This window comes from Microcoleus sp. MOSTC5 (assembly GCF_036701825.1).
In the GTDB taxonomy this organism is placed as follows: Bacteria; Cyanobacteriota; Cyanobacteriia; order Cyanobacteriales; family Microcoleaceae; genus Microcoleus; species Microcoleus asticus.
In genome coordinates this window covers 43,968-62,807 of record NZ_JAUBRK010000037.1, presented here as the reverse complement: position 1 = coordinate 62,807, position 18,840 = coordinate 43,968, and the positions used below count along the sequence as shown (strand labels likewise).

At 45.6% G+C, this 18,840-nt stretch carries 16 protein-coding genes and 1 other RNA gene; 4 read left to right on the top strand and 13 right to left on the bottom strand.

The annotated features are described in order from the left end of the window. Positions 1-21: 21 nt before the first annotated feature. The 8 genes from QUA54_RS20610 to QUA54_RS20575 all read right to left on the bottom strand — a co-directional run bounded on the left by QUA54_RS20610 (position 22) and on the right by QUA54_RS20575 (position 10,014). Positions 22-954, bottom strand: coding sequence for a methylated-DNA--[protein]-cysteine S-methyltransferase (locus QUA54_RS20610; RefSeq protein ID WP_333416086.1), 933 nt, complete (start codon positions 952-954; stop codon positions 22-24). A gap of 342 nt (positions 955-1,296) precedes the next feature. Further along, positions 1,297-1,803, bottom strand: a complete 507-nt coding sequence (locus tag QUA54_RS20605) for a MogA/MoaB family molybdenum cofactor biosynthesis protein (protein ID WP_006632696.1) — start codon at positions 1,801-1,803, stop codon at positions 1,297-1,299. An 83-nt stretch (positions 1,804-1,886) separates the two neighbouring features. Beyond that, a complete protein-coding gene (psb28, locus tag QUA54_RS20600; protein ID WP_172187630.1) occupies positions 1,887-2,222 on the bottom strand; it encodes a photosystem II reaction center protein Psb28 in 336 nt (111 codons plus the stop codon). Positions 2,223-2,512: 290 nt separating this feature from the next. Next, the gene (locus QUA54_RS20595) at positions 2,513-3,973 is read right to left on the bottom strand and encodes a DUF1565 domain-containing protein (protein WP_333416085.1); all 1,461 of its coding nucleotides are present in this window, start codon (positions 3,971-3,973) and stop codon (positions 2,513-2,515) included. 307 nt (positions 3,974-4,280) lie between these two features. Further along, positions 4,281-4,877 carry a Uma2 family endonuclease gene (locus QUA54_RS20590; RefSeq protein WP_333416084.1) on the bottom strand — a complete coding sequence of 199 codons (597 nt, stop codon included), beginning with the start codon at positions 4,875-4,877 and terminating at the stop codon, positions 4,281-4,283. Positions 4,878-5,031: 154 nt separating this feature from the next. Then, positions 5,032-6,777, bottom strand: coding sequence for a hypothetical protein (locus tag QUA54_RS20585; RefSeq protein ID WP_333416083.1), 1,746 nt, complete (start codon positions 6,775-6,777; stop codon positions 5,032-5,034). Between the two features lie 252 nt (positions 6,778-7,029). Further along, entirely contained in the window at positions 7,030-8,010 is a 981-nt protein-coding gene (locus tag QUA54_RS20580; protein ID WP_333416082.1) for an SMP-30/gluconolactonase/LRE family protein, read from the bottom strand. Positions 8,011-8,289: 279 nt separating this feature from the next. Then, entirely contained in the window at positions 8,290-10,014 is a 1,725-nt protein-coding gene (locus tag QUA54_RS20575) for a zinc metalloprotease HtpX (RefSeq protein ID WP_333416081.1), read from the bottom strand. 227 nt (positions 10,015-10,241) lie between these two features. Here QUA54_RS20575 and QUA54_RS20570 point away from each other — a divergent pair, with 227 nt between their 5' ends. From QUA54_RS20570 to folB, 4 genes are all read left to right on the top strand, one after another. Continuing rightward, positions 10,242-11,525: a glutamate-5-semialdehyde dehydrogenase gene (locus QUA54_RS20570; protein ID WP_333416080.1), complete on the top strand. Its 1,284-nt coding sequence runs from the start codon at positions 10,242-10,244 to the stop codon at positions 11,523-11,525. Between the two features lie 130 nt (positions 11,526-11,655). Further along, on the top strand, positions 11,656-12,765 hold the full coding sequence (locus tag QUA54_RS20565; protein ID WP_333416079.1) for a formylglycine-generating enzyme family protein: 1,110 nt from the start codon (positions 11,656-11,658) through the stop codon (positions 12,763-12,765). Between the two features lie 413 nt (positions 12,766-13,178). Beyond that, positions 13,179-14,543: a serine/threonine-protein kinase gene (locus QUA54_RS20560; RefSeq protein WP_333416078.1), complete on the top strand. Its 1,365-nt coding sequence runs from the start codon at positions 13,179-13,181 to the stop codon at positions 14,541-14,543. A gap of 154 nt (positions 14,544-14,697) precedes the next feature. After that, entirely contained in the window at positions 14,698-15,054 is a 357-nt protein-coding gene (folB, locus tag QUA54_RS20555) for a dihydroneopterin aldolase (protein ID WP_172190257.1), read from the top strand. 98 nt (positions 15,055-15,152) lie between these two features. Here folB and nuoK read toward each other — a convergent pair whose 3' ends face one another. The 5 genes from nuoK to ssrA form a co-directional block, all read right to left on the bottom strand. Continuing rightward, positions 15,153-15,458, bottom strand: coding sequence for an NADH-quinone oxidoreductase subunit NuoK (gene nuoK, locus QUA54_RS20550; protein ID WP_216670614.1), 306 nt, complete (start codon positions 15,456-15,458; stop codon positions 15,153-15,155). A gap of 78 nt (positions 15,459-15,536) precedes the next feature. Continuing rightward, complete coding sequence (locus QUA54_RS20545; protein WP_172190259.1) at positions 15,537-16,163, bottom strand: NADH-quinone oxidoreductase subunit J; 627 nt, start codon at positions 16,161-16,163, stop codon at positions 15,537-15,539. A 115-nt stretch (positions 16,164-16,278) separates the two neighbouring features. Beyond that, entirely contained in the window at positions 16,279-16,854 is a 576-nt protein-coding gene (gene ndhI / locus QUA54_RS20540) for an NAD(P)H-quinone oxidoreductase subunit I (RefSeq protein ID WP_333192843.1), read from the bottom strand. Positions 16,855-16,955: 101 nt separating this feature from the next. Then, positions 16,956-18,074: an NADH-quinone oxidoreductase subunit NuoH gene (gene nuoH / locus QUA54_RS20535; RefSeq protein WP_333416077.1), complete on the bottom strand. Its 1,119-nt coding sequence runs from the start codon at positions 18,072-18,074 to the stop codon at positions 16,956-16,958. A 369-nt stretch (positions 18,075-18,443) separates the two neighbouring features. Continuing rightward, positions 18,444-18,835: a transfer-messenger RNA gene (gene ssrA, locus QUA54_RS20530) on the bottom strand. Between the last annotated feature and the right edge of the window lie 5 nt (positions 18,836-18,840).

The window sequence follows — 18,840 nt, the reverse complement described above, 5'->3', positions numbered from 1 at the left end:
ATCCACCCCACCGCACAGAGGTTATGTGTTGGGAACGGAGGTAGTCTCCTGCGGGTGATTGACACCGTTAGATCGCTCTATTCCTGCGAGGGTGGTTCCGCAGATTGTACGGCTAGCTTCCCAACCTAACATGACTGTTTTACGCTCTACTCCCCACCCATAGCCACCGAGTTCTCCAGATTCTCGAATGACTCGGTGACACGGAATTAGATAGCCGATCGGATTTTTACCGATCGCATTTCCTACAGCTCTAGCAGCAGTTGGGCGAGCTACCATTTGAGCTATACTCTGATAAGTTGCGATCGCCCCAAATGGCAATTTCAAAAGTGCTCGCCAAACTTGAACCTGAAAGTTAGTGCCTTTTACCAAGAGCGTTAGTGGTTTTTGCTCGCTGAGAGTTTCTGAATTGAAAATCAGGTCACACAATGATTGAGTGGTTTGCTCATCGCGGATAATTTCAGCGTTTTTCCATGCCAATCGCAGTCTTTGTGCGGCGGTTTGTTCGTCTGTTGTATCCGAGAAATAAAGATTACAAATACCGCGGGCAGTTGTCGCGATTAGAGATTTGCCAAAGGGGGTATCGTGAATGCCATAGCGAATTTGTAAACCTGCTCCGCCTGCTTTGAACTCCCCTGGTGACATTGCTTCTAAGTTCACAAATAAATCGTGCAATCGTCCTGGACTCGATAGTCTCACGTCCAATGTTAGGTCGAGAAGGCTTTTAGTCTGAGTGATTTTTGACTTAGCGTATTCAACTGTCAGATATTGCAAAAACCGCTTGGGGCTAATGCCGGCCCATTGAGTAAATAGCCGTTGAAAATGATATTCACTCAGTCCTATGTGTTGGGCCACAGTTGCCAGATTGGGCTGGTTTAGGTGGTGTTGTCGCATAAAGGCGATCGCCCGAGCAATCCGGTGATAATCTTCGCTAGCATAGACACTCGCATTCTTCATCTAATTAATCTAGTCTAAGTCAAGGGAATTTGGGTGTTTCCTCACTTTAGCCATAGACTAGGCTCAATGCCACCCGTTTCTTGCGGTGAATGCAGCCAGTCGATTTTAGATTTTAGATTTTAGATTTTAGATTGAAGAGATTGAAGAAAGCGACCTCATTGCTAAACCCGGGGGCTTGCGATTTTAGATTTTAGATTTTAGATTTTAGATTGAAGAGATTGAAGAAAGCGACCTCATATCGTTTCCGGTTGGATGGGAATGATCGAGTCAAGGTCAATAATTCCACATTCCCCCACGGATCACTCCCCACTCCCCATCATTCCGGTGTTACCGGAATTGATATCACCCTCCGCGCAACTGCGTCACCAAGTGAACTAATTCGGGTAAAATTAGCTTTTCCACAGCTAGTTTCACACCATTGCTAGAGCCCGGAAGAGAAAAGACTAACTTGCCTTGATACACGCCTGCAACTGCGCGAGAGGCGATCGCCCTCGAACCAATTTCTTGATAGCTCAAAAACCGAAATATCTCCCCAAATCCCGGTAAAATCCTGTCTAACAAACTCTCCATCACATCATAAGTCGTATCTCGGGGAGCAATGCCCGTGCCGCCGTTAAAAATGATTGCATCCACATCTTCACGCTGGGAAAAAGCCTGCATCTGCAATACAATTTTGGCCGCATCATCTTTAACAACAGTGTAAGCTACCACAGAGTGACCCGCATCTTTTAGCAGCTTCTTAGTTAACAAGCCGCTATTGTCTGTTTCAGCCGAGCGCGTGTCGCTAACAGTAATGATAGCGCAATTTACGGTTATTTTAGATAAGTCGGGGTGAGGAATTTGCGTCATAGTTTCTTCTTCTAAGTAATCGGCAACTGGCAACGGGCGATCGGCTAACTACCAATGACCAATTACCAATTACCAACTACCCATTATGCCTTGCTAAATCCTAAGCCGTTTGCTTCCGAGTAGCGTTCCATGAACCGCATAAACCGATCCCATTCTGCGGGACTTCTCATTAGATAAAGAGCTTCCAAGCCCGCAGGCTGACCGTTGATGAACTTAGCCTTAACCTCGCGAGTGAGGATTTCGCCTTCTTCGTCGATCATGTACATTCCAGTAATTTCTTCGGTACTGGTGCTGCTGAGAGCTTTGGGATTTTCAAAGATAAACGTGGCAGTGCCTTGATCTCCGCTTTTAGAACGGGTTAGGCGCACTTCGGGCACAGCTTCTTCGTCTATACCGCGAGAGAATTGAATTTTAGCCATAATCTGATAGTGGAACCTTAAGGATTGCTTAATTTCTTAATGTTTAATCATAAAACGATTCGGGTACTCGCAAATCAAGACTTGGGAGAGTGGGAGCGGGGCCGAGTGGGGAAATCGGAGACAAGGGAGAGGGGAGATGGGTTGGTTCTGTGTACCTGATATCGTTTCCGGCTGCATCGGAATGATACCGAGGACACCGCGAGAGCCTAAGTCCCTACAATTAATCGGGGTAGGGAAACGGCACTGCCGTGTCCTGACGGTGAGTAATATTAATTCCGATGCTACGGGACTTAGACGATGTAGGGAGAGTTAATTGGCTCGGCTCGGTTTGTGGCTACCAGAGTTTGGTAGATGAGGGCGGATATCTCGCCGCGGGTGATGTCGTGGGCGGGGGAAAGCTTTTCGCGCGCGGGATAGTTGACCACGATTTTGCGCTCTGTGGCGGTTGCTATCTCGTCGGTGGCAAAACTGGGAATCAGAGCTCGATCGACATAAACGCTCAAAGAATTAGGGTTGCCGCCGGCAAACTGCAAGCCGTTTACCAAAGATACGATCGCCTGAATTCTAGTCAAATTCTGCTCCGGGCGAAACGTGCTGTCTGGATATCCCACCAAAAAGCCAGCTCGATTAGCTTGGGCGATCGCTCCCTGCGCCCAAAAATCCGCCGCCACATCCTTAAAAACCGTCGCCTCACGGCGCGGCACCAATTCAAACGCCTTCGCCAACACAGCCGCATACTGAGCTCTAGTTACAATCTCGTAAGGTTGAAAAGTGCCGTTGGGAAACCCGCTAACAATATTCATCTTTGCCAAGCGATCGATAAAATCCTTAGCCCAATGCGTGCTGATGTCACTAAACTTTAGCCCGCCTGGAGTCGCAGTTGGCGTCACATTGCCTAAATCCAATAAACCTTTCACCCGCGAAGAATTGAGCTGATTTCCCACCGCAGAAATCTTAACCCCAGTCGCGTTTTGCAAGTCTAATTCACCGTTATTCTGAAAAATATTGCCCCCCAAATCTTGAGCCGTACCAATATCTGGCCGCGACTTCCCCACCGCAGTCAAACCGTCTTCGGTATTTTTTTCGATGCGATTCTTGCGTAAAATCGGCTGAGATTCCCCCGCTACAACTATACCGGAGCGATTTTCCAAAATTTGGTTGTCAGCAATCAAAGGAGCCGACTGAGCTTCCAGAGAAATGCCGATACCCGTCTTTTGAAAAATATTGCGCCGTATTACTCCCTTAGCAATTCCCGCCGTAATTACGCCAGCCGCTGAGTTTTCTACAAATATGTTTTCGAGAATCGCAGGATTAGCGGTTCCCGTGGCAAAAACTCCTTCGCGCTTGCATTGAGTGAAAGTGCAGTTAGCCACAGTCGGAGAAGTTGACTCAATCCAGACTCCCGTGCCGCGACTATCAAGATTAGTGACAGTTACTCCGCGCAATTCCGAATTAGTTGCTAGCAGTATTGTGATATTTTGGCCCGCAGCGGTGGGACTTACAAATTTGCCACTGCCTTGAATTAGAGTGCCTCTACCTTTGTTAGTTTCATTGCCAATAACTTTTACTCCTGAGGGAATTTCCAAGGGGAATTTTTCGCCGCTAGCTGCGCTGTAAGTTGCCGGTGATAACTGAATCGTAGTTCCCGATGCAGCGCGGGCGATCGCGCGGGCTATAGTTTTGAATGGAGCCGATTGGCTGCCTGCTGCGGCATCGCTGCCTGTTGCTGGGTTGACGTAAAGTGTTGTCATGTTTTTGCCCAAGAGATAATTTGCGATCGAGCTTTTGTGCAATTTTCATTGTCTGCGAACTTGACCTTGGATATATATTCACCTTTGATTGCGGAGATTATTTAATTGCACGATATCCGCAACATTACCCATCAGGATCGGCAACCGCATGGGGATTGCCCCTACAAAAGACTGTATTTCTAGTTCCCAGCAACAGCAGAACCAGACTTATTTAAAAAGTCCGGGATCTGGGGATTATATTTTTTCCCGATGTTGCCAAAACCACTAAAATTTCGATCGCCAATTAGGCAAAGCGAACGTCTTGCTGTCATGTACGATCGATCGAGATTCCCTGCCCAAAAACCTTAACCGCTTCAGCCAAATCAGTTTCACCCATTAAAATGCAGCGTCTTAGCAAATCGATATCCAGCGTTTCCAATCCTGACAGTTTACTCTGAATTACTTGCTCGTAGCCATCTTCCCGGAGATGATACAGCCGCAGCGTGCCATCTTCCCAAAACCAGATTTCAGGCACGCCCAAAGCTCGATATTTTGGCAACTTGCTCAGTCCACCGCTAGTATAAACCACCTCGATCGACAAATCGGGAATCAACTTAGGTTCTCCCAAACAAAACGATTTGTCTGCTTGAGTAGAAGCTTCTCCCGTCTTCTCCTGCGTCATTGAACCAGAAGGGTAAAACTTAATACCTTGTTGCAGCAGAAAAGTGGTCACTAAGTAACCAATGATTTCAGAAAAATTTTCGTGTTGGAATCCCGGCATCAGAATCTCGATCGCACCTGCAAAAAAGGACAACTTTATGCCAGGGGAATCTTCCGAAACCTTCTGGATTAACTTGAATTGCTCCCAAGTGCCATTGAGAACCACTCGCCCATCGAGAATTTCGCGATCGAGAACTTGTGTCATTGACTCGCACCATTATCTCATATCGGGATTATAACGCATTGTGCGATCGCTCCTACACAATCTCCCCGCAGCAAATATAGCTGAGGAATCCGAACAGTTCTTTCTACTTTCCGGATTCTTCCTGGGAACGCAGATGCTTTGGATCTGCTTCGCCTTAATTCCCGGTCAATTTCACAATACAAGACGCATCCAAAACCACTAGAATTTCATTCTGAAAAACAGCACAACTTGTCATTGCTGAAGCTAAGGCGGGAATTTTCCCTTGTTTGAGAGAAAGCATCGCCTGCGGTGTCGCATCAAAATCATCTATCCAGCCGTACTCCTCTACATACTGAAGAGTCAACGCATTTCGATCGAGCATCCAAAAATCAACTCCATATTGATTGATAAAATTTTGCAATACAGCTCGATCGGGCGTGTATTGAGCGCGAATTAAATCGCTAACTCGCTGCCGAAATCTGCTGTAGTAGCCTTTCTGATAAGGCACTGCATATTCCTTTGCCACCCAAACCGAACGCTGACTAAATGTTGGCAAAGTATCAGTCTCTGCCGCGATGGAAGCAATCAATATATCTTTAGGCTGTTGCTGAAAAAATTTGTACAAACCCGGCATTTTACCTTCGGCATAGCCGACTGTGGGGAATTTTTTGACTAAGCACGGATAAAGGACAACGGCGATAGCGATTGTCGCTGTCGTAATTAGTGCAACTAAATTTTTTAAATGAAAGGTTGTTGCGGTTTTTGATGCCCAAGAACCGACTCCATCGATAATTAAAGTTAGGACTATCGCACTTATCAACGCAACAATAAATCGCAAGCTGTAGGCAGTATAGCGACCTGGTTGATACAATTTAAAAATGGTAGCGTGAGCAGCAAAAAACATCGCCGAGGATGCTAAAAATAGCTGAAGCAAAAGCCAGATTTTGCTTTGAATCTGATTTGCTAAGGGAAAAGCCGATCGCAAAAACAGCAGCAGCGGAAATAACAGCCCGACACAGTGAGTTACAGGCGTAAACAGCGACTTGGGAAACATCCCGCTGCCCCGCCCTGTCAGCCAATAATCTACCGGATTTGGACGAAAAAAAGCATTTCTGCCGTCAGGTGCAAATTCGCCCATTTGCTTCGCTTCTGCTGCGGTATAAGTTGGGCCAAATTCAGAGTTATCTAAGGCATAGGGCAGCATTACTAAAAAGATTACTCCCAAACCTGTAGTGCAAAATAGGTAATTAGTACGATCGCCCGACAAGCGCAAACCGCCGTTTTTCCAGGCTAGCAGGCGCAAAACTAAAATTCCGGCAGCAACCAAGGCGTAAGGAGGATAGAATAGTCCGATTAGCGCGATCGCCCCTAAACAAGGCAGCAACGAACTGCGCGACAAATAATATAAAAAAGCAAGGAATATCGGATAGATAAAAGCTCTTGGCGTTGTGGAAGCCAAATCGTCTGTCATCCACATATGCTGATTTAGCAGCAAAGATGCCATAAATCCAGTCATCGGCACTGGCAGCATTTCTAGGCACAGGCCAAAACAGTAATAACTGGAGATTAAGCCGAGAAATAGCGGCAATATTTTGTGAAAAAATAGCGGGTGAATGCCAACTGTTGCGGCTAATTTGTAGAGCGTGCTGTATCCTGCGGGAGCGACTGATTGAAAGTAATTAGCAATGAAATCGTTGGGGAATAATTCAGGATCGACAAACCGCATCATCCAGAAAACGTGCTGCCTCGCATCGTCTTGCACCATATACTCGGCACTGAAGACTTGCTTGAGTCCTAAAATTGCATAAACTGCGGCAAATGTCAAGCTCAGAGTCAACCAAAATATTGTGTGCGATCGGGATTTTTCATCCACAGTCGCAGTCAGAAATTTATGCAAGCGGGCTATGAACATCGCAGTCATTCGATTTGAGATTTGAGATTTGAGATTTTGGATTGACCCCACGGATCAATTCGGGGGCTTGAGGATTTTAGATTTGAGATTTTGGATTGATTCCACGGATCAATCACGTGGCGGGTACCATCAAAAAAATATTGGTCAAAAAATGTCTTAAATAAAAGTTCGCAGCAGCGCTTAAGAACTACTACAAACAAATACTTTATATGAGATTCGCCTGCAAAGGCCACTTTACTTTCAACTTCGCCCGATTTTAGATTATTTTCCAGGCCGCACACCCGCAATTTTAAGGCGAATCCGATACAGACTTGTATTTGCCGTAATGTAAAGCGTTTTGCGATCGTTTTCTCCCCAAGCCAAATTAGTCGCCGTCTCAGGCACAGAAATCTTCCCCAAAACCCTGCCATCGGGCGATAAAATCCACACTCCCCCCGGTCCGGTGCTGTAAACATTCCCCTCTAAATCAACTTTTAGACCGTCGGGAACTCCGCCTTGACTGGCATCTTTTAACTCCGCAAAAAGCTGCTGGTTGGTAACAGTTCCGTCCGGCTTGACATCGAAAACGGCAATGTATCCAGCTTCCGAATTGTTGACATAAAGTTTTTGCTCGTCTGGCGAAAAGGCGATGCCATTGGGCAGCACCAAATCCTTAACCAGCAGAGTTAATTTCCCGTCTGATGCCAGCCTGTAAACACCGTAAAAACCTAATTCTTCCTGCTCTTTACTAACACCGTAGCGCGGATCGGTAAAATAAATGCTGCCGTCGGATTTAACAACCAAATCGTTCGGACTGTTTAGCCGCTTGCCCTCGTATCTATCCGCCAAGGTGATAACTTTGCCGTCCTTTTCTGTGCGAGATACGCGGCGATTTTCGTGTTCGGCAGTAAGTAAGCGGTTTTCTTTGTCTAAAGTATTCCCATTGGCTTTTCCCGAAGGGCGGCGAAATACCTCAACTTGCTGATTTGATGCGAATTTATAGATAATATTGGCGGGAATATCGCTGAACAGCAAAAAGCCGTCTGGATGCCAAATCGGGCCTTCTATAAATTGGAAGTCGCCAGCTAGTTTTTCTAATTTTGCGCTGTCATCGAGAATACTTTGCATGGTATTTTTTTTGTCCGGGTTTTCCGTTTGGGCGATCATTTTTGTTAAGTTACCCCTAACTTTTTGGCTAGGGTTGCTGACTGCTAAAGTTAATACTATCAACAACAAACTAATTGTAGCAATTTTGATTTTCATATGGGATCATCAATGAATTACTTCCTTCTCACCATAAGATCACCTATTTCCTTCTTTACTTCTTCCTTCCTTCTTTCTGTGCGACAAGAGCGCTATTGCGCCCCTTCGCTAACACGTCGAAAGCGGTTTGTCAACTCACTATTTTGATAAAAACAAGATAATTTACAGGGGTATTAAATTCAATAGTACCGTATGTAACCAAAAATATGTAATCAAAAAAAGAAGCTCGAATTTTCGAGCTTAATTATATTTAACGTAAAAGGTTTTACCTGTCAAGTGTTAAGCTGGAAATGAAACAAATAGCGCCGCAATACCAAGAACGATCGCACCCATACCCATCACAACAGACCAGAAGCGGTGATAACTCTTAACCGCAGTACCGCTATCGCTTTCAAGCTGAATTAAATCCATCCAAGGTGCAACACCCCGGCGGAACCAGCCCAAAGTCCTAACATCCATACCAATCAAACTTTCAACCCGTTTCATCCCAAACAGAAAATTACCAATTGGTCCAAAACGAGAAGCATATCGCAGATAAATCATTCCCGTTCTGTCTTGCAATTTCAAATCTGAACCGAAGGTATAACCCGCATCGCCGCGACCAATTAATTCGCCTTGCAGTTTCGCAGGTTGACCCCGCAAAGGACTTGCATAAGGGTCAGACATTAAGGTTAAAACATCCAAGTGTTCTGCTTGTTGGTAATTCGGGAACATCACCAGAGTTTTGAGCAAAATTCCCGCGCCCAAAGCGATTAAAGGACAAGCAACCATCATCATCGGATTTGCAGCCGACAGCGAAATGCCGATCGCAAAACCCACCGCTAAGCCCAGAGTTTCTGCACTGTACAGCAGCAAATCGAACACAAAATTGCCGTACAATCTCCGCTTGCTCAAATCGTTGCCTTCGCCGACAATTCGGCCCATATCAAACTCAATATCCAAGCCTAATTGTTCGGCATAAGTGCTCAAAGCGCGAACTCGTTTACCAGTCAGCGGGTGAGTAGAGTTCAACTCCATCCACCAACCCCACGGATTAAAAATATCCCACAAAAACACTCGCCCAATTTTTTCGGGTTCCGAAGCAATCCGGTAAGCGGTACCAGTAGATGTGGCAGCTTTGGCATCGTAAATGCCTAAAGCGCGAGTTCCTTCTAACAAACGGCTGGGTTCAGTTGCTCTTTGTCCTTCTTCCAAAATACCGTAAGCAATTTTTACCAAAGCGCGGGATAAAGCGTTGGGGTTGCCGGTAGTTTGGGCCGCAAAATAATCTGCAAAATATTCTCGCGTCCGCGACAAATACAGCAATAAATAAGTGCCGGCGATGTAAAACAAATAAGCAACAGCAGCTACCGTACCGGCCGCATCTTTAGCTTTGTCGCCACCACTTCGACCCATTCTTTGAGCTGTAGTGTAAATTAAATAAGTAATCTGCACCAAAGTTGAAGCTAAAGTCATTACTGCAAAGTCCCAGTGGACGATGTGACCGAGTTCGTGGGCGTAAACAGTGGCAATTTCATCGTCGTCTAAATAGGTGAAAAGACCTTGACTGACGACTAAGCGAGCGCTGTTTGGAAATGAACCGTAAGTAAAAGCAGTAGGGTTTTGGTCGTCGATAATTCCTAAACGCGGCTGCTGGAGTTTTTTCTGCTTGCAAACCTTCTGAATAACTTTAGCTGTTTCGGGACTTAGGCTTTCAATTTCTGCTAGGGAAACCCAGCGAGTATTGTAGAGCCAATTTTGGGTTAAGTCCATCAAGTAAGGCGATAGGAAAAAAGCAGCGATGTTAAAAATCAGGGTAATCGGAAGTGCGATCGCCAATCCGGTGACTGGATCGGGACTGTTGAGAATCAAAACAGAGGCTAAAGATAGCGCTAACACCATACCAAACAGCAGGCCGATGGTGACGCCGGAAGCTAAAACGAGATTTCCGCCAGTTTTCTGTATCAGTTTAACCCCGGCTTTGGCTGCTCGCCCTGCCTTGCGTAAAGGGGCGTGAGATGACATAATAATCTCCTAAGGTTATTGACAAATTGAAATGACCGTGAGATTTTATCTATACTTCACTGTTTTAACCTGTAATTACAAATCGCTGTAAGGGGTCTCAACAAAAATATAGAATTTCCTTGAGAATTGTTAAAATTAAAAACCGCCCCAAAATTTATTTTTTGGGGATTCAATTCAAAAGTCAAAACCCAAAGCCCAAAACTCAAAATTATTTAAAACTTACTGCCATGTCTATTATTGAAATTGCCCAAAAAACGCGCGTATCTGCTAGAAAATTGGCAGTTTTGTCCGCTGATGCCAAAAATCAAGCGATTGATGCTATAGCTAAAGCTTTAGAAGCTTCTGCGCCGGATATTGTGGCGGCGAATGCTGCTGACTGCAAGGCGGCTGAGGCGGATGGAATTGCCAAACCGCTGTACGATCGCCTCAAGTTGGATGAGAGCAAGTTGAAAAGTGCGATCGCGGGCGTGCGCGACGTTGCGAAACTCCCAGATCCCGTAGGTTCCGTGCAAATTCACCGCGAATTGGATGCAGGATTAATTCTGAAGCGCGTCACCTGTCCTTTGGGCGTTTTAGGCATTATTTTTGAAGCGCGCCCAGAAGCTTTAATTCAGATAGTATCCTTGGCAATCAAATCGGGAAACGGCGTCATTCTCAAAGGCGGCAAAGAGGCAGTCCGTTCCTGCGAAATATTGACAAAAGTGATACATCAAGCATTAGCAGAAACAGCGGTTAATCCCGAAGTCGTGCAGTTGCTAACCACGCGGGAAGAAACAATCGAACTGCTGAAAATGGATGAATATGTAGATTTGATTATTCCCAGAGGTTCTAATTCCTTCGTGCGGTTCGTGCAGGAAAATACCCGAATTCCCGTGTTGGGACACGCCGACGGAATTTGTCATTTGTACGCAGACAAAGCTGCGGATATTCAGAAAGCAGTAAAGATTTCTGTAGATGCAAAAACCCAGTATCCAGCCGCCTGCAATGCCATTGAAACTTTGTTAGTTCACCGTGCGATCGCCCCCGTTTTCTTGCCCGCTGTCGCCGCAGCTTTGCAGCAGAAAAAAGTCGAATTGCGGGGAGACGAAAAAACTCGCGCCATCCTCGAAAATATTGCCGAAGCGACAGAAACAGATTGGTCTACAGAATACAGCGATTTGATTTTGTCAATCAAAATAGTAGATTCTGTGGAAGAGGCAATTAACCATATCAATACATACGGTTCCAGACACACAGATGTGATTGTTACCGAAGATAGCGAAACCGCCGAAACATTTTTAAATGGAGTCGATGCGGCCGGAGTTTATCACAATTGTTCGACTCGATTTGCCGACGGTTTCCGCTACGGCTTCGGTGCAGAAGTGGGGATTAGCACGCAGCAAATGCCGCCTCGCGGGCCTGTTGGTTTAGAGGGGTTGATTACCTATAAGTATCGAGTTGTTGGAGATGGTCATGTTGCCGCGAGTTATGTAGGGAAAGATGCTAAGGAATTTACACATCGAGATTTGTAATACAAGATTTACGCAACTGGCATAATTAGTAGGGTGCGTCAGAATTCGAGGCTCTGAATAATCACCCTAGAACTGAGTTTGACCCACCCTTAAACTGGATAGATGTGTGACACTTACGTAAGCCCCGATTATGACAGAAAATCAAAATCAACCCAGAGAATACGATGCTGTCCTTGGCGGTGAATCTCAAGTGCCATTAGGTGCGGCTGTCTTAGGGGGGATTCCCGGTATTAAAATTCGGTTAGCTTCTCCCATTGTTGAGGTGAAAGTTGCTGCACTGTCTGAAGCACTCAGCAGATATGGAGACGCAGGTTTAGATTTAATAATTGCGGCACTGCAAGATGAATCAATCGCGGTAAAATTTGCAGCCTATTCGCTGCTGAAGGATAGAGATGAACCAAATCTAAAACAGCAGTTCCAAAAATATTTGCCTACTTTTCACTTTGATGTCATCACAGTTGATGCTGAAGGAAAAGAAAACAGTCGCCGCCGTGATTATGCTCACTTGTTCCCCGAAGATTTAGGGAATGGAAGTGTACTGGAAATGGTTTATATTCCCGGCGGCACATTTATGATGGGTACCCCAGCCACAGAGGAAGATAGAAGAGATAATGAAAGTCCGCAGCATCAAGTAACTGTACCCGCTTTTTTTGCAGGTAAATATCCCATCACCCAAGCACAGTGGCAAGCAGTGATGGGATGCAACCGATCCTTTTTCAAAGGTGTAAAACGTCCTGTTGAATGTGTATCGTGGAATATGGCCGTCGGATTCTGTCGCCAACTCTCGCAACAAACCGGGAAAAAATATCGCCTCCTGAGTGAAGCAGAATGGGAATACGCCTGTCGTGGGGGTACAACAACCCCATTTTATTTTGGGGAAACCATTACCCCGAAATTAGTCAACTATGGCGGATACTCCCCCTACGCAAACGCCCCCCAAGGACTTAACTGCAGAAAAACAACTGCTGTCGGGAGTTTTCCCCCGAATGCCTTTGGGATGTACGATATGCACGGCAATGTTTGGGAATGGTGCAGCGATAGGTGGCACGAAAACTATAGCGGCGCACCAACTGACGGAAGTTCGTGGGAAACTGGCAGAGAGGATCGCCGGGTGCTGCGTGGGGGTTCCTGGGAAATCTATGCAGTCCGTTGCCGCAGTGCCGTTCGTGAGTGGCTATCGGCGGATCACAGTTGGAGGCCCTGGGGTTTTCGCGTAGCGGTAGCGTCGGTTTCTCCGTAGTCCTAGTTTTCCCGGCGAAGACTATTCTTTACCCTTTTACCCTCTGCACTTTTGCCTTTTCCCTGAGGGCCAAAGGGCGATAGAAATCGAATTGTACCTAAATTTTAAAAGAGCAAGCTGTTAGAAGCTTTCAAAGAGCATAAGTTAGCAGAAAAAGCAGGTGAATCAGGGCGATCGCAGTTGGGATGATTTTAAGAGTGCGCTGTTATATTATTGTTTGTTTCCGACATAGATGGCTGGTAAAACTCACCCAATAGCCTGTAGATACTGAATTTTAAGCAAAGTATCCCTTCTCCTTCATCCCTCCCAAAAAAAAGCGATCGCCCTTCCTTCCCTCGCATTCAAACAAACTTAGCTACAATAAGCTATACTGTGCTCGGCGACTCCCCAACTCGAACACTTTGCCGCGGTTTATGTCTAACTCCTCCCTCCTCGCCCCAGGTTCCACTCTCGAAAAACGCTACCGCATCCTCCGCGAATTAGGCCGGGGCGGCTTCGGGCGTACTTATCTCGCCGAAGACATCAACCGCTACAACGAACATTGCGTACTCAAAGAGTTTTCTCCGGTGGTTCACAGCCCGAAAGCGGCCGAATTGTTCGATCGCGAATCGAGTATGCTTTACAACCTCCAACACCCGCAAATTCCCCGGTTTCGAGAACTGCTGCGAACGGATTTGGGCGGAAATCCATCTTTATTTTTAGTGCAAGATTATATCAAGGGTCAAAACTACGAAGAAATATTGATATCGCGCCAGCAGCAAGGTAAAAATTTTACCGAAGCTGAAGTTACTCAACTGCTATTTCAGCTTTTACCAGTTTTAGAATACATCCACTCAAAAAATTTAATTCACCGCGATATTTCCCCGGATAATATTATTCAGCATGATGCTGACCAACTACCATTTTTAATTGATTTCGGTTCCGTCAAGCAAATCGCAGCCAATGCCGTACTTCAGTTGAACGGACAATCGGATACGGCGATCGGCAAACAGGGTTATTCGCCAGCCGAACAAATGCGGCTGGGTAAAGTTTCTGCTGCTAGCGATTTGTACGCTTTAGCCGTCACGGCTTTAGTCTTGCTAACTGGCAAAAAGCCTCAAAAATTGTACGATATCAATAATAAAACTTGGGATTGGCGATCGCACGTCACAGTCAGCCCAAATTTAGCCACGGTATTGGATCAGATGTTAGCAGAACAACCGGGCGATCGCTACCAATCTGCAAAAGCAGTCCGCGAAGCACTCAAAGATCCAAAACTATCTCAAATTAGCAGTATAATTTCCCAAATAGCGACAATGAACTTTGTCGGTCGCCCTTTCAAAAACACCACTCAAACTGCTACAAACAATCATACTCCTGTTAACCAAAACCCTCAAGTTGTTAAAAATAACCACATTTTTAAATTAATTCCTTGGAAAGCAGTCGCGAGTTTAAGCGTGGTTTTGTTGCCGGGAATGTTAGCTTTTAGTGTAGTCAAATCTGGTTTTACATTGCCAAAGTTGCCTGAGTTGCCGAAGTTTCCCGAACTGCCGCAGCTTCCCGATACATCATTAAATGCAGAAATAGCTAGGCAAGAAGAAATTGGCAAGCGACGCAAAAATCTCAACATCGATCGAGATATTTTCTATCAAAAAGTTGATGAATTATATTACAATAAATATCCTGAATTACAAGGGCGCAGCTTGACAGAAAAGCCAGAAGATGCAGAAATTAGGCGGAAATGGTATGAAGTTGCTGAGGATTTACTCGACAAGTTGGAGCAAGGAGGACAGTTGTGAAATTTAAGATAGAATAAGAGTGATTTAAACGCAGAGGGAGCTCTTGGCCTAGAGGGAAGAGGAAAAGAGGGCAAAAAAAGAGACGGAAGAGAAAGATAACTTTATCTGGTTTAATACAAATTGGTAGAGGCAACGCACTTTAGTTTATTACAAAATGGATTCTATTCAACTTACAGGAATTCGCTGCTACGGATATACGGGCTATCTGCCGGAAGAGCAAGTTTTGGGGCAGTGGTTTGAAGTGGATGTTACTCTCTGGCTGGATTTATCGCAAGCTGGAAAAAGTGATGATATTCAACATACTCTTGATTACCGCAGCGCAATTACTCTGATTCAAAAGCTAGTCAAAGACTCGAAGTTTTTATTAATCGAACGCCTAGCAGATACTATTGCCCAAGCGCTTTTACAGCTACCGTTAGTTGAGAAAGTTAAACTACAACTCTCGAAACCTGCTGCCCCGATTCCTGATTTCGGTGGCAGAATTACTCTAGAAATTACTAGAAGTCATTAGTCCTTAGTCATTAGTCATTAGTCCTTAGTCATCAGTCTTTAATCTGCATTAGTTTGTCACTAATAACTGATGACTGATGACCGATCGCTATTGACTAATTACCACTTCAGCAAATTAAATTCTTCCATGTCTACTGTATTGCGGTTGCGATAAATCGTCAAAACAATTGCCAAACCTACGGCAGCCTCAGCAGCGGCTACGGTAACTACAAACACCGTAAATACTTGACCTTTAATTTGTACGGGGTCAAGATAATTGGAGAAACCCATCAAATTGAGATTGACAGCATTCAGCATCAACTCGATCGACATCAACACACGTACTGCATTTCGGCTCGTAATCAAACCATAAACACCAATGCAGAAAAGTGCGGCGGCTAATAACAGAAAATACTGGAGTTGCAGTTGCATAAATTTTGCGATTTTCTCTCAATCAACATTACTACCAAACAGACAGATAGGTGCGCAGCGCGCACCCTAATGTTACTTAGATTCGGGCGAAGAAACATCTCCGGCAGAAACTAATTCGCGAGGTCTTTCTTGCAAACTAAAAGCGGGTGTTTCAGATAGCTTGTTCGACGACAATTCATCTGGCAAGAAATCGCGGCGTGCTAGCACAATTGCTCCTACCATTGCCATTAACAAAAACACTGATGCTAACTCGAAAGGCAGCAAAAAGTCGGTGAAGAAATGTTTGGCGATCGTCACGACCGAACTTTCGGCCGGTGCTCCTGTCGTCGCGACAATAGCCCAAGGAGTAGACACCACCATCGTACCCAAAAGCGCAAACAACCCTACGCAAACTACTGCTGTTGCTACTTGACGCACCCAAGCGTTGGGAATTGTGCGGAAATCTTCGCGCTTGTTCACCAACATAATCGCAAACAAAATCAAGACGTTAACAGCACCCACGTAAATCAATACCTGCGCCGCTGCTACAAAGTCGGCATTCAGCAACAGGTACAAGCCCGCAATGCTGGTAAATACGCCGCACAGCAAAAAAGCTGAGTAAACGATGTTGGAGAACAGCACTACTCCTAATGCTCCTGCAATCATCATTACAGACAGTATGCCAAACGAAACAATTTGAACCCCTTCGGCTAGATTCACAATTTTTAATCCTCAATCATTAGTTTTCTATTGTTCGTTTTTACTGATTAGTTAGCAGTCATTCATAATCGTTATTTCACTGATGAATGATGACTGCTGACTAACGACTAATTAGCTATTTTTCGCTAATTTCCTCTGGAGGGAGACCTGCGCGCCGATCGCTGCTGGAAACTCCATGAGGGTCGATCGCACCTTTCGGCAAATAAGCGAATTCCCGCAGCGGTGTCACCATCGGGTCATCTGTAACCTTGTAGGGCAAACGTCCGAGGGCCACGTTGTCAAAATTCAATTCATGACGTTCGTAAGTGGCTAACTCGTACTCTTCTGTCATCGACAAACAATTAGTCGGACAATATTCTACGCAGTTGCCACAGAAGATACACACTCCGAAATCGATACTGTAGTGCTTGAGTTGTTTCTTCTTAGTTTCTTTGTTAAATTCCCAATCCACCACAGGCAAATTGATCGGACACACCCGAACGCAGACTTCGCACGAGATGCACTTGTCAAATTCAAAGTGAATTCTGCCCCGAAAACGTTCGGAAGGAATTAATTTTTCGTAAGGATACTGAACCGTAATCGGTCGGCGTCTCATGTGGTCAAAAGTTACAGATAGCCCTTGACCGATATACTTAGCAGCTTGAAAAGTTTCTTTGGCGTATTCGCCTACTTGATTGAGGAATTTTAGCATGGTGTTCTCTCTCTGTACTTGAGCTTTTGGTAATTGCTAATTTATAATAGGTAATTGGTTAACAGCTATTTTTTTCCCTGTTGCCATTTACCTATTATGAATTAACCGCCAAAAGCAAAGGGAAAGGCAAGCTTCAAAGCTGCGGTCAATAGCAAATTAACTAAAGCAACCGGCAGCAAAAACTTCCATCCCAAATCTAGCAATTGGTCGATCCGAACTCGCGGTAGAGTCCAGCGGAGCAGAACTGCCAGAAACAGGAAAAAGTAGGCTTTGAGCATGGTCATCGTAATGCCCAGCGTGCCGGTAATTACCTGCAACCAAGGAGTCGTCTCGCTCAATCCCAAGGCATTAGTGATGACTCCGACAGGAATCGGGCACTCCCAGCCTCCGAGGTACAGAACGGCTACTAGCAGGCAAGAAAGGACGAGGTTAACGTAGGAAGCGATGTAGTACAAAGCAAATTTCATGCCCGTGTACTCAGTCTGATATCCTGCTACCAATTCTTCTTCTGCTTCCGGGAGGTCAAAGGGCAACCGTTCGCATTCTGCTAGTGCTGCTATCCAGAAAATCAGGAAACCTGCGGGTTGCCGCCAGATATTCCAGCCGACAATGCCGTAGCCGGCTTGCTGGTGTACGATGTCGATCGTACTGAGGCTGTTGGACATCATCACAACTGCCAATACTGCCAAAGCTAGGGGAATTTCGTAGCTGAGGGATTGAGCTGCTGCTCTGAGTCCGCCGAGGAGGGCGTATTTGTTGTTAGAAGCATAGCCGGACATCAGCAAGCCGATCGGCTGAATGCTAGACAGGGCAATCCACAGAAATATTGCTGTCCCCATATCGGCGATCAGCATATGCTCTCCGAAGGGCACGATTAAGTAAGACAGAAAAACTGGAATCACCACAATGACCGGCCCTAGCGTAAACAGCAGCGCGTCAGCTTTTGCCGGTACAATGTCTTCTTTGAACACCAACTTCAGCCCGTCAGCAACGGGTGCTAGGACTCCCAGAGGGCCGATAAATTCCGGGCCGATCCGCTGTTGAGCCGCCGCAGAAATTTTCCGTTCCAGCCAGACGCTAGTCAGTACCCCGAATACAGCACCGACAATCATCAGCGCCATTGGCAGCGGTAGCCAAAGCAGATGGGCGATGTCCGCCGGTAAGCCCAAATTGATCAGGGCATCTACAAAACTTCCTTGTAAGTCAATTCCTGGGTTCATGTTTCCAGCTTTTGAGCGCTCAGCATATAATTTTTCACCCGTCCTTCGTAGGAGTAGGCTTAGAAATCGGGGTCTTTGTAAAGATTTTTAATGCTTTACCGCCTAATAGTATATCGCCCGACTGGCTCTAAGAACGCACAGGCAGGGTGAAATTATTTTTATGTCAGAGCCCAGGTTAGCTAATGGGTTTGCAATTTATGTATGTTCAGTCTGGCAACAAGCTCAGTCGATTTTAGATTTTAGATTTTAGATTTTAGATTTAATGAACATGGAACGCCAAACAAAAGGGCAGAGAGTTAACTCTCTGCCCTTTTAATGCTTTAAAGTAACTTTCAAATGGCTTAAACCATTGATTTTACGTCACTTCTTGTATGGAACTGGGCAGAATCGAACTGCCGTCCAAAGCGGGTATTTACCTTCCGATCGTTCACAGGTTTATCCCTTCTAATCCTCAGGGCGGGAACCATCTTTATCCCAAATGGGGGGATTTTCTAGTGATTGCTTTCCTAGCTAGCCGACTAGAAACGTTTAGCTAGGGCATCCGTTGGGGGTTGTTATGCTACCGTTAACGGAGTTAGGTGGCATACACTCTAAACCGTGCTCAAGAAGTTTTTTAGGCTACAGCGACGGCTTTGCGAGCGAAAGGAACGATGTTGTTCGCATTTACTTTTTTGTTTGAGCCGGTATTTGCGAGAGGAGACTCACTCTCGACCTGCATCACGGAGCAGCTTTCGCCACCCTGTCGAAACCATTACAGCCCCTCGTG

Excerpts from the sequence above, each read along its gene's own strand:
- QUA54_RS20610 (WP_333416086.1), bottom strand. The coding sequence starts at position 954 with ATGAAGAATGCGAGTGTCTATGCTAGCGAAGATTATCACCGGATTGCT.
- QUA54_RS20605 (WP_006632696.1), bottom strand. The coding sequence starts at position 1,803 with ATGACGCAAATTCCTCACCCCGACTTATCTAAAATAACCGTAAATTGC.
- psb28 (WP_172187630.1), bottom strand. The coding sequence starts at position 2,222 with ATGGCTAAAATTCAATTCTCTCGCGGTATAGACGAAGAAGCTGTGCCC.
- QUA54_RS20595 (WP_333416085.1), bottom strand. The coding sequence starts at position 3,973 with ATGACAACACTTTACGTCAACCCAGCAACAGGCAGCGATGCCGCAGCA.
- QUA54_RS20590 (WP_333416084.1), bottom strand. The coding sequence starts at position 4,877 with ATGACACAAGTTCTCGATCGCGAAATTCTCGATGGGCGAGTGGTTCTC.
- QUA54_RS20585 (WP_333416083.1), bottom strand. The coding sequence starts at position 6,777 with ATGACTGCGATGTTCATAGCCCGCTTGCATAAATTTCTGACTGCGACT.
- QUA54_RS20580 (WP_333416082.1), bottom strand. The coding sequence starts at position 8,010 with ATGAAAATCAAAATTGCTACAATTAGTTTGTTGTTGATAGTATTAACT.
- QUA54_RS20575 (WP_333416081.1), bottom strand. The coding sequence starts at position 10,014 with ATGTCATCTCACGCCCCTTTACGCAAGGCAGGGCGAGCAGCCAAAGCC.
- QUA54_RS20570 (WP_333416080.1), top strand. The coding sequence starts at position 10,242 with ATGTCTATTATTGAAATTGCCCAAAAAACGCGCGTATCTGCTAGAAAA.
- QUA54_RS20565 (WP_333416079.1), top strand. The coding sequence starts at position 11,656 with ATGACAGAAAATCAAAATCAACCCAGAGAATACGATGCTGTCCTTGGC.
- QUA54_RS20560 (WP_333416078.1), top strand. The coding sequence starts at position 13,179 with ATGTCTAACTCCTCCCTCCTCGCCCCAGGTTCCACTCTCGAAAAACGC.
- folB (WP_172190257.1), top strand. The coding sequence starts at position 14,698 with ATGGATTCTATTCAACTTACAGGAATTCGCTGCTACGGATATACGGGC.
- ndhI (WP_333192843.1), bottom strand. The coding sequence starts at position 16,854 with ATGCTAAAATTCCTCAATCAAGTAGGCGAATACGCCAAAGAAACTTTT.
- nuoH (WP_333416077.1), bottom strand. The coding sequence starts at position 18,074 with ATGAACCCAGGAATTGACTTACAAGGAAGTTTTGTAGATGCCCTGATC.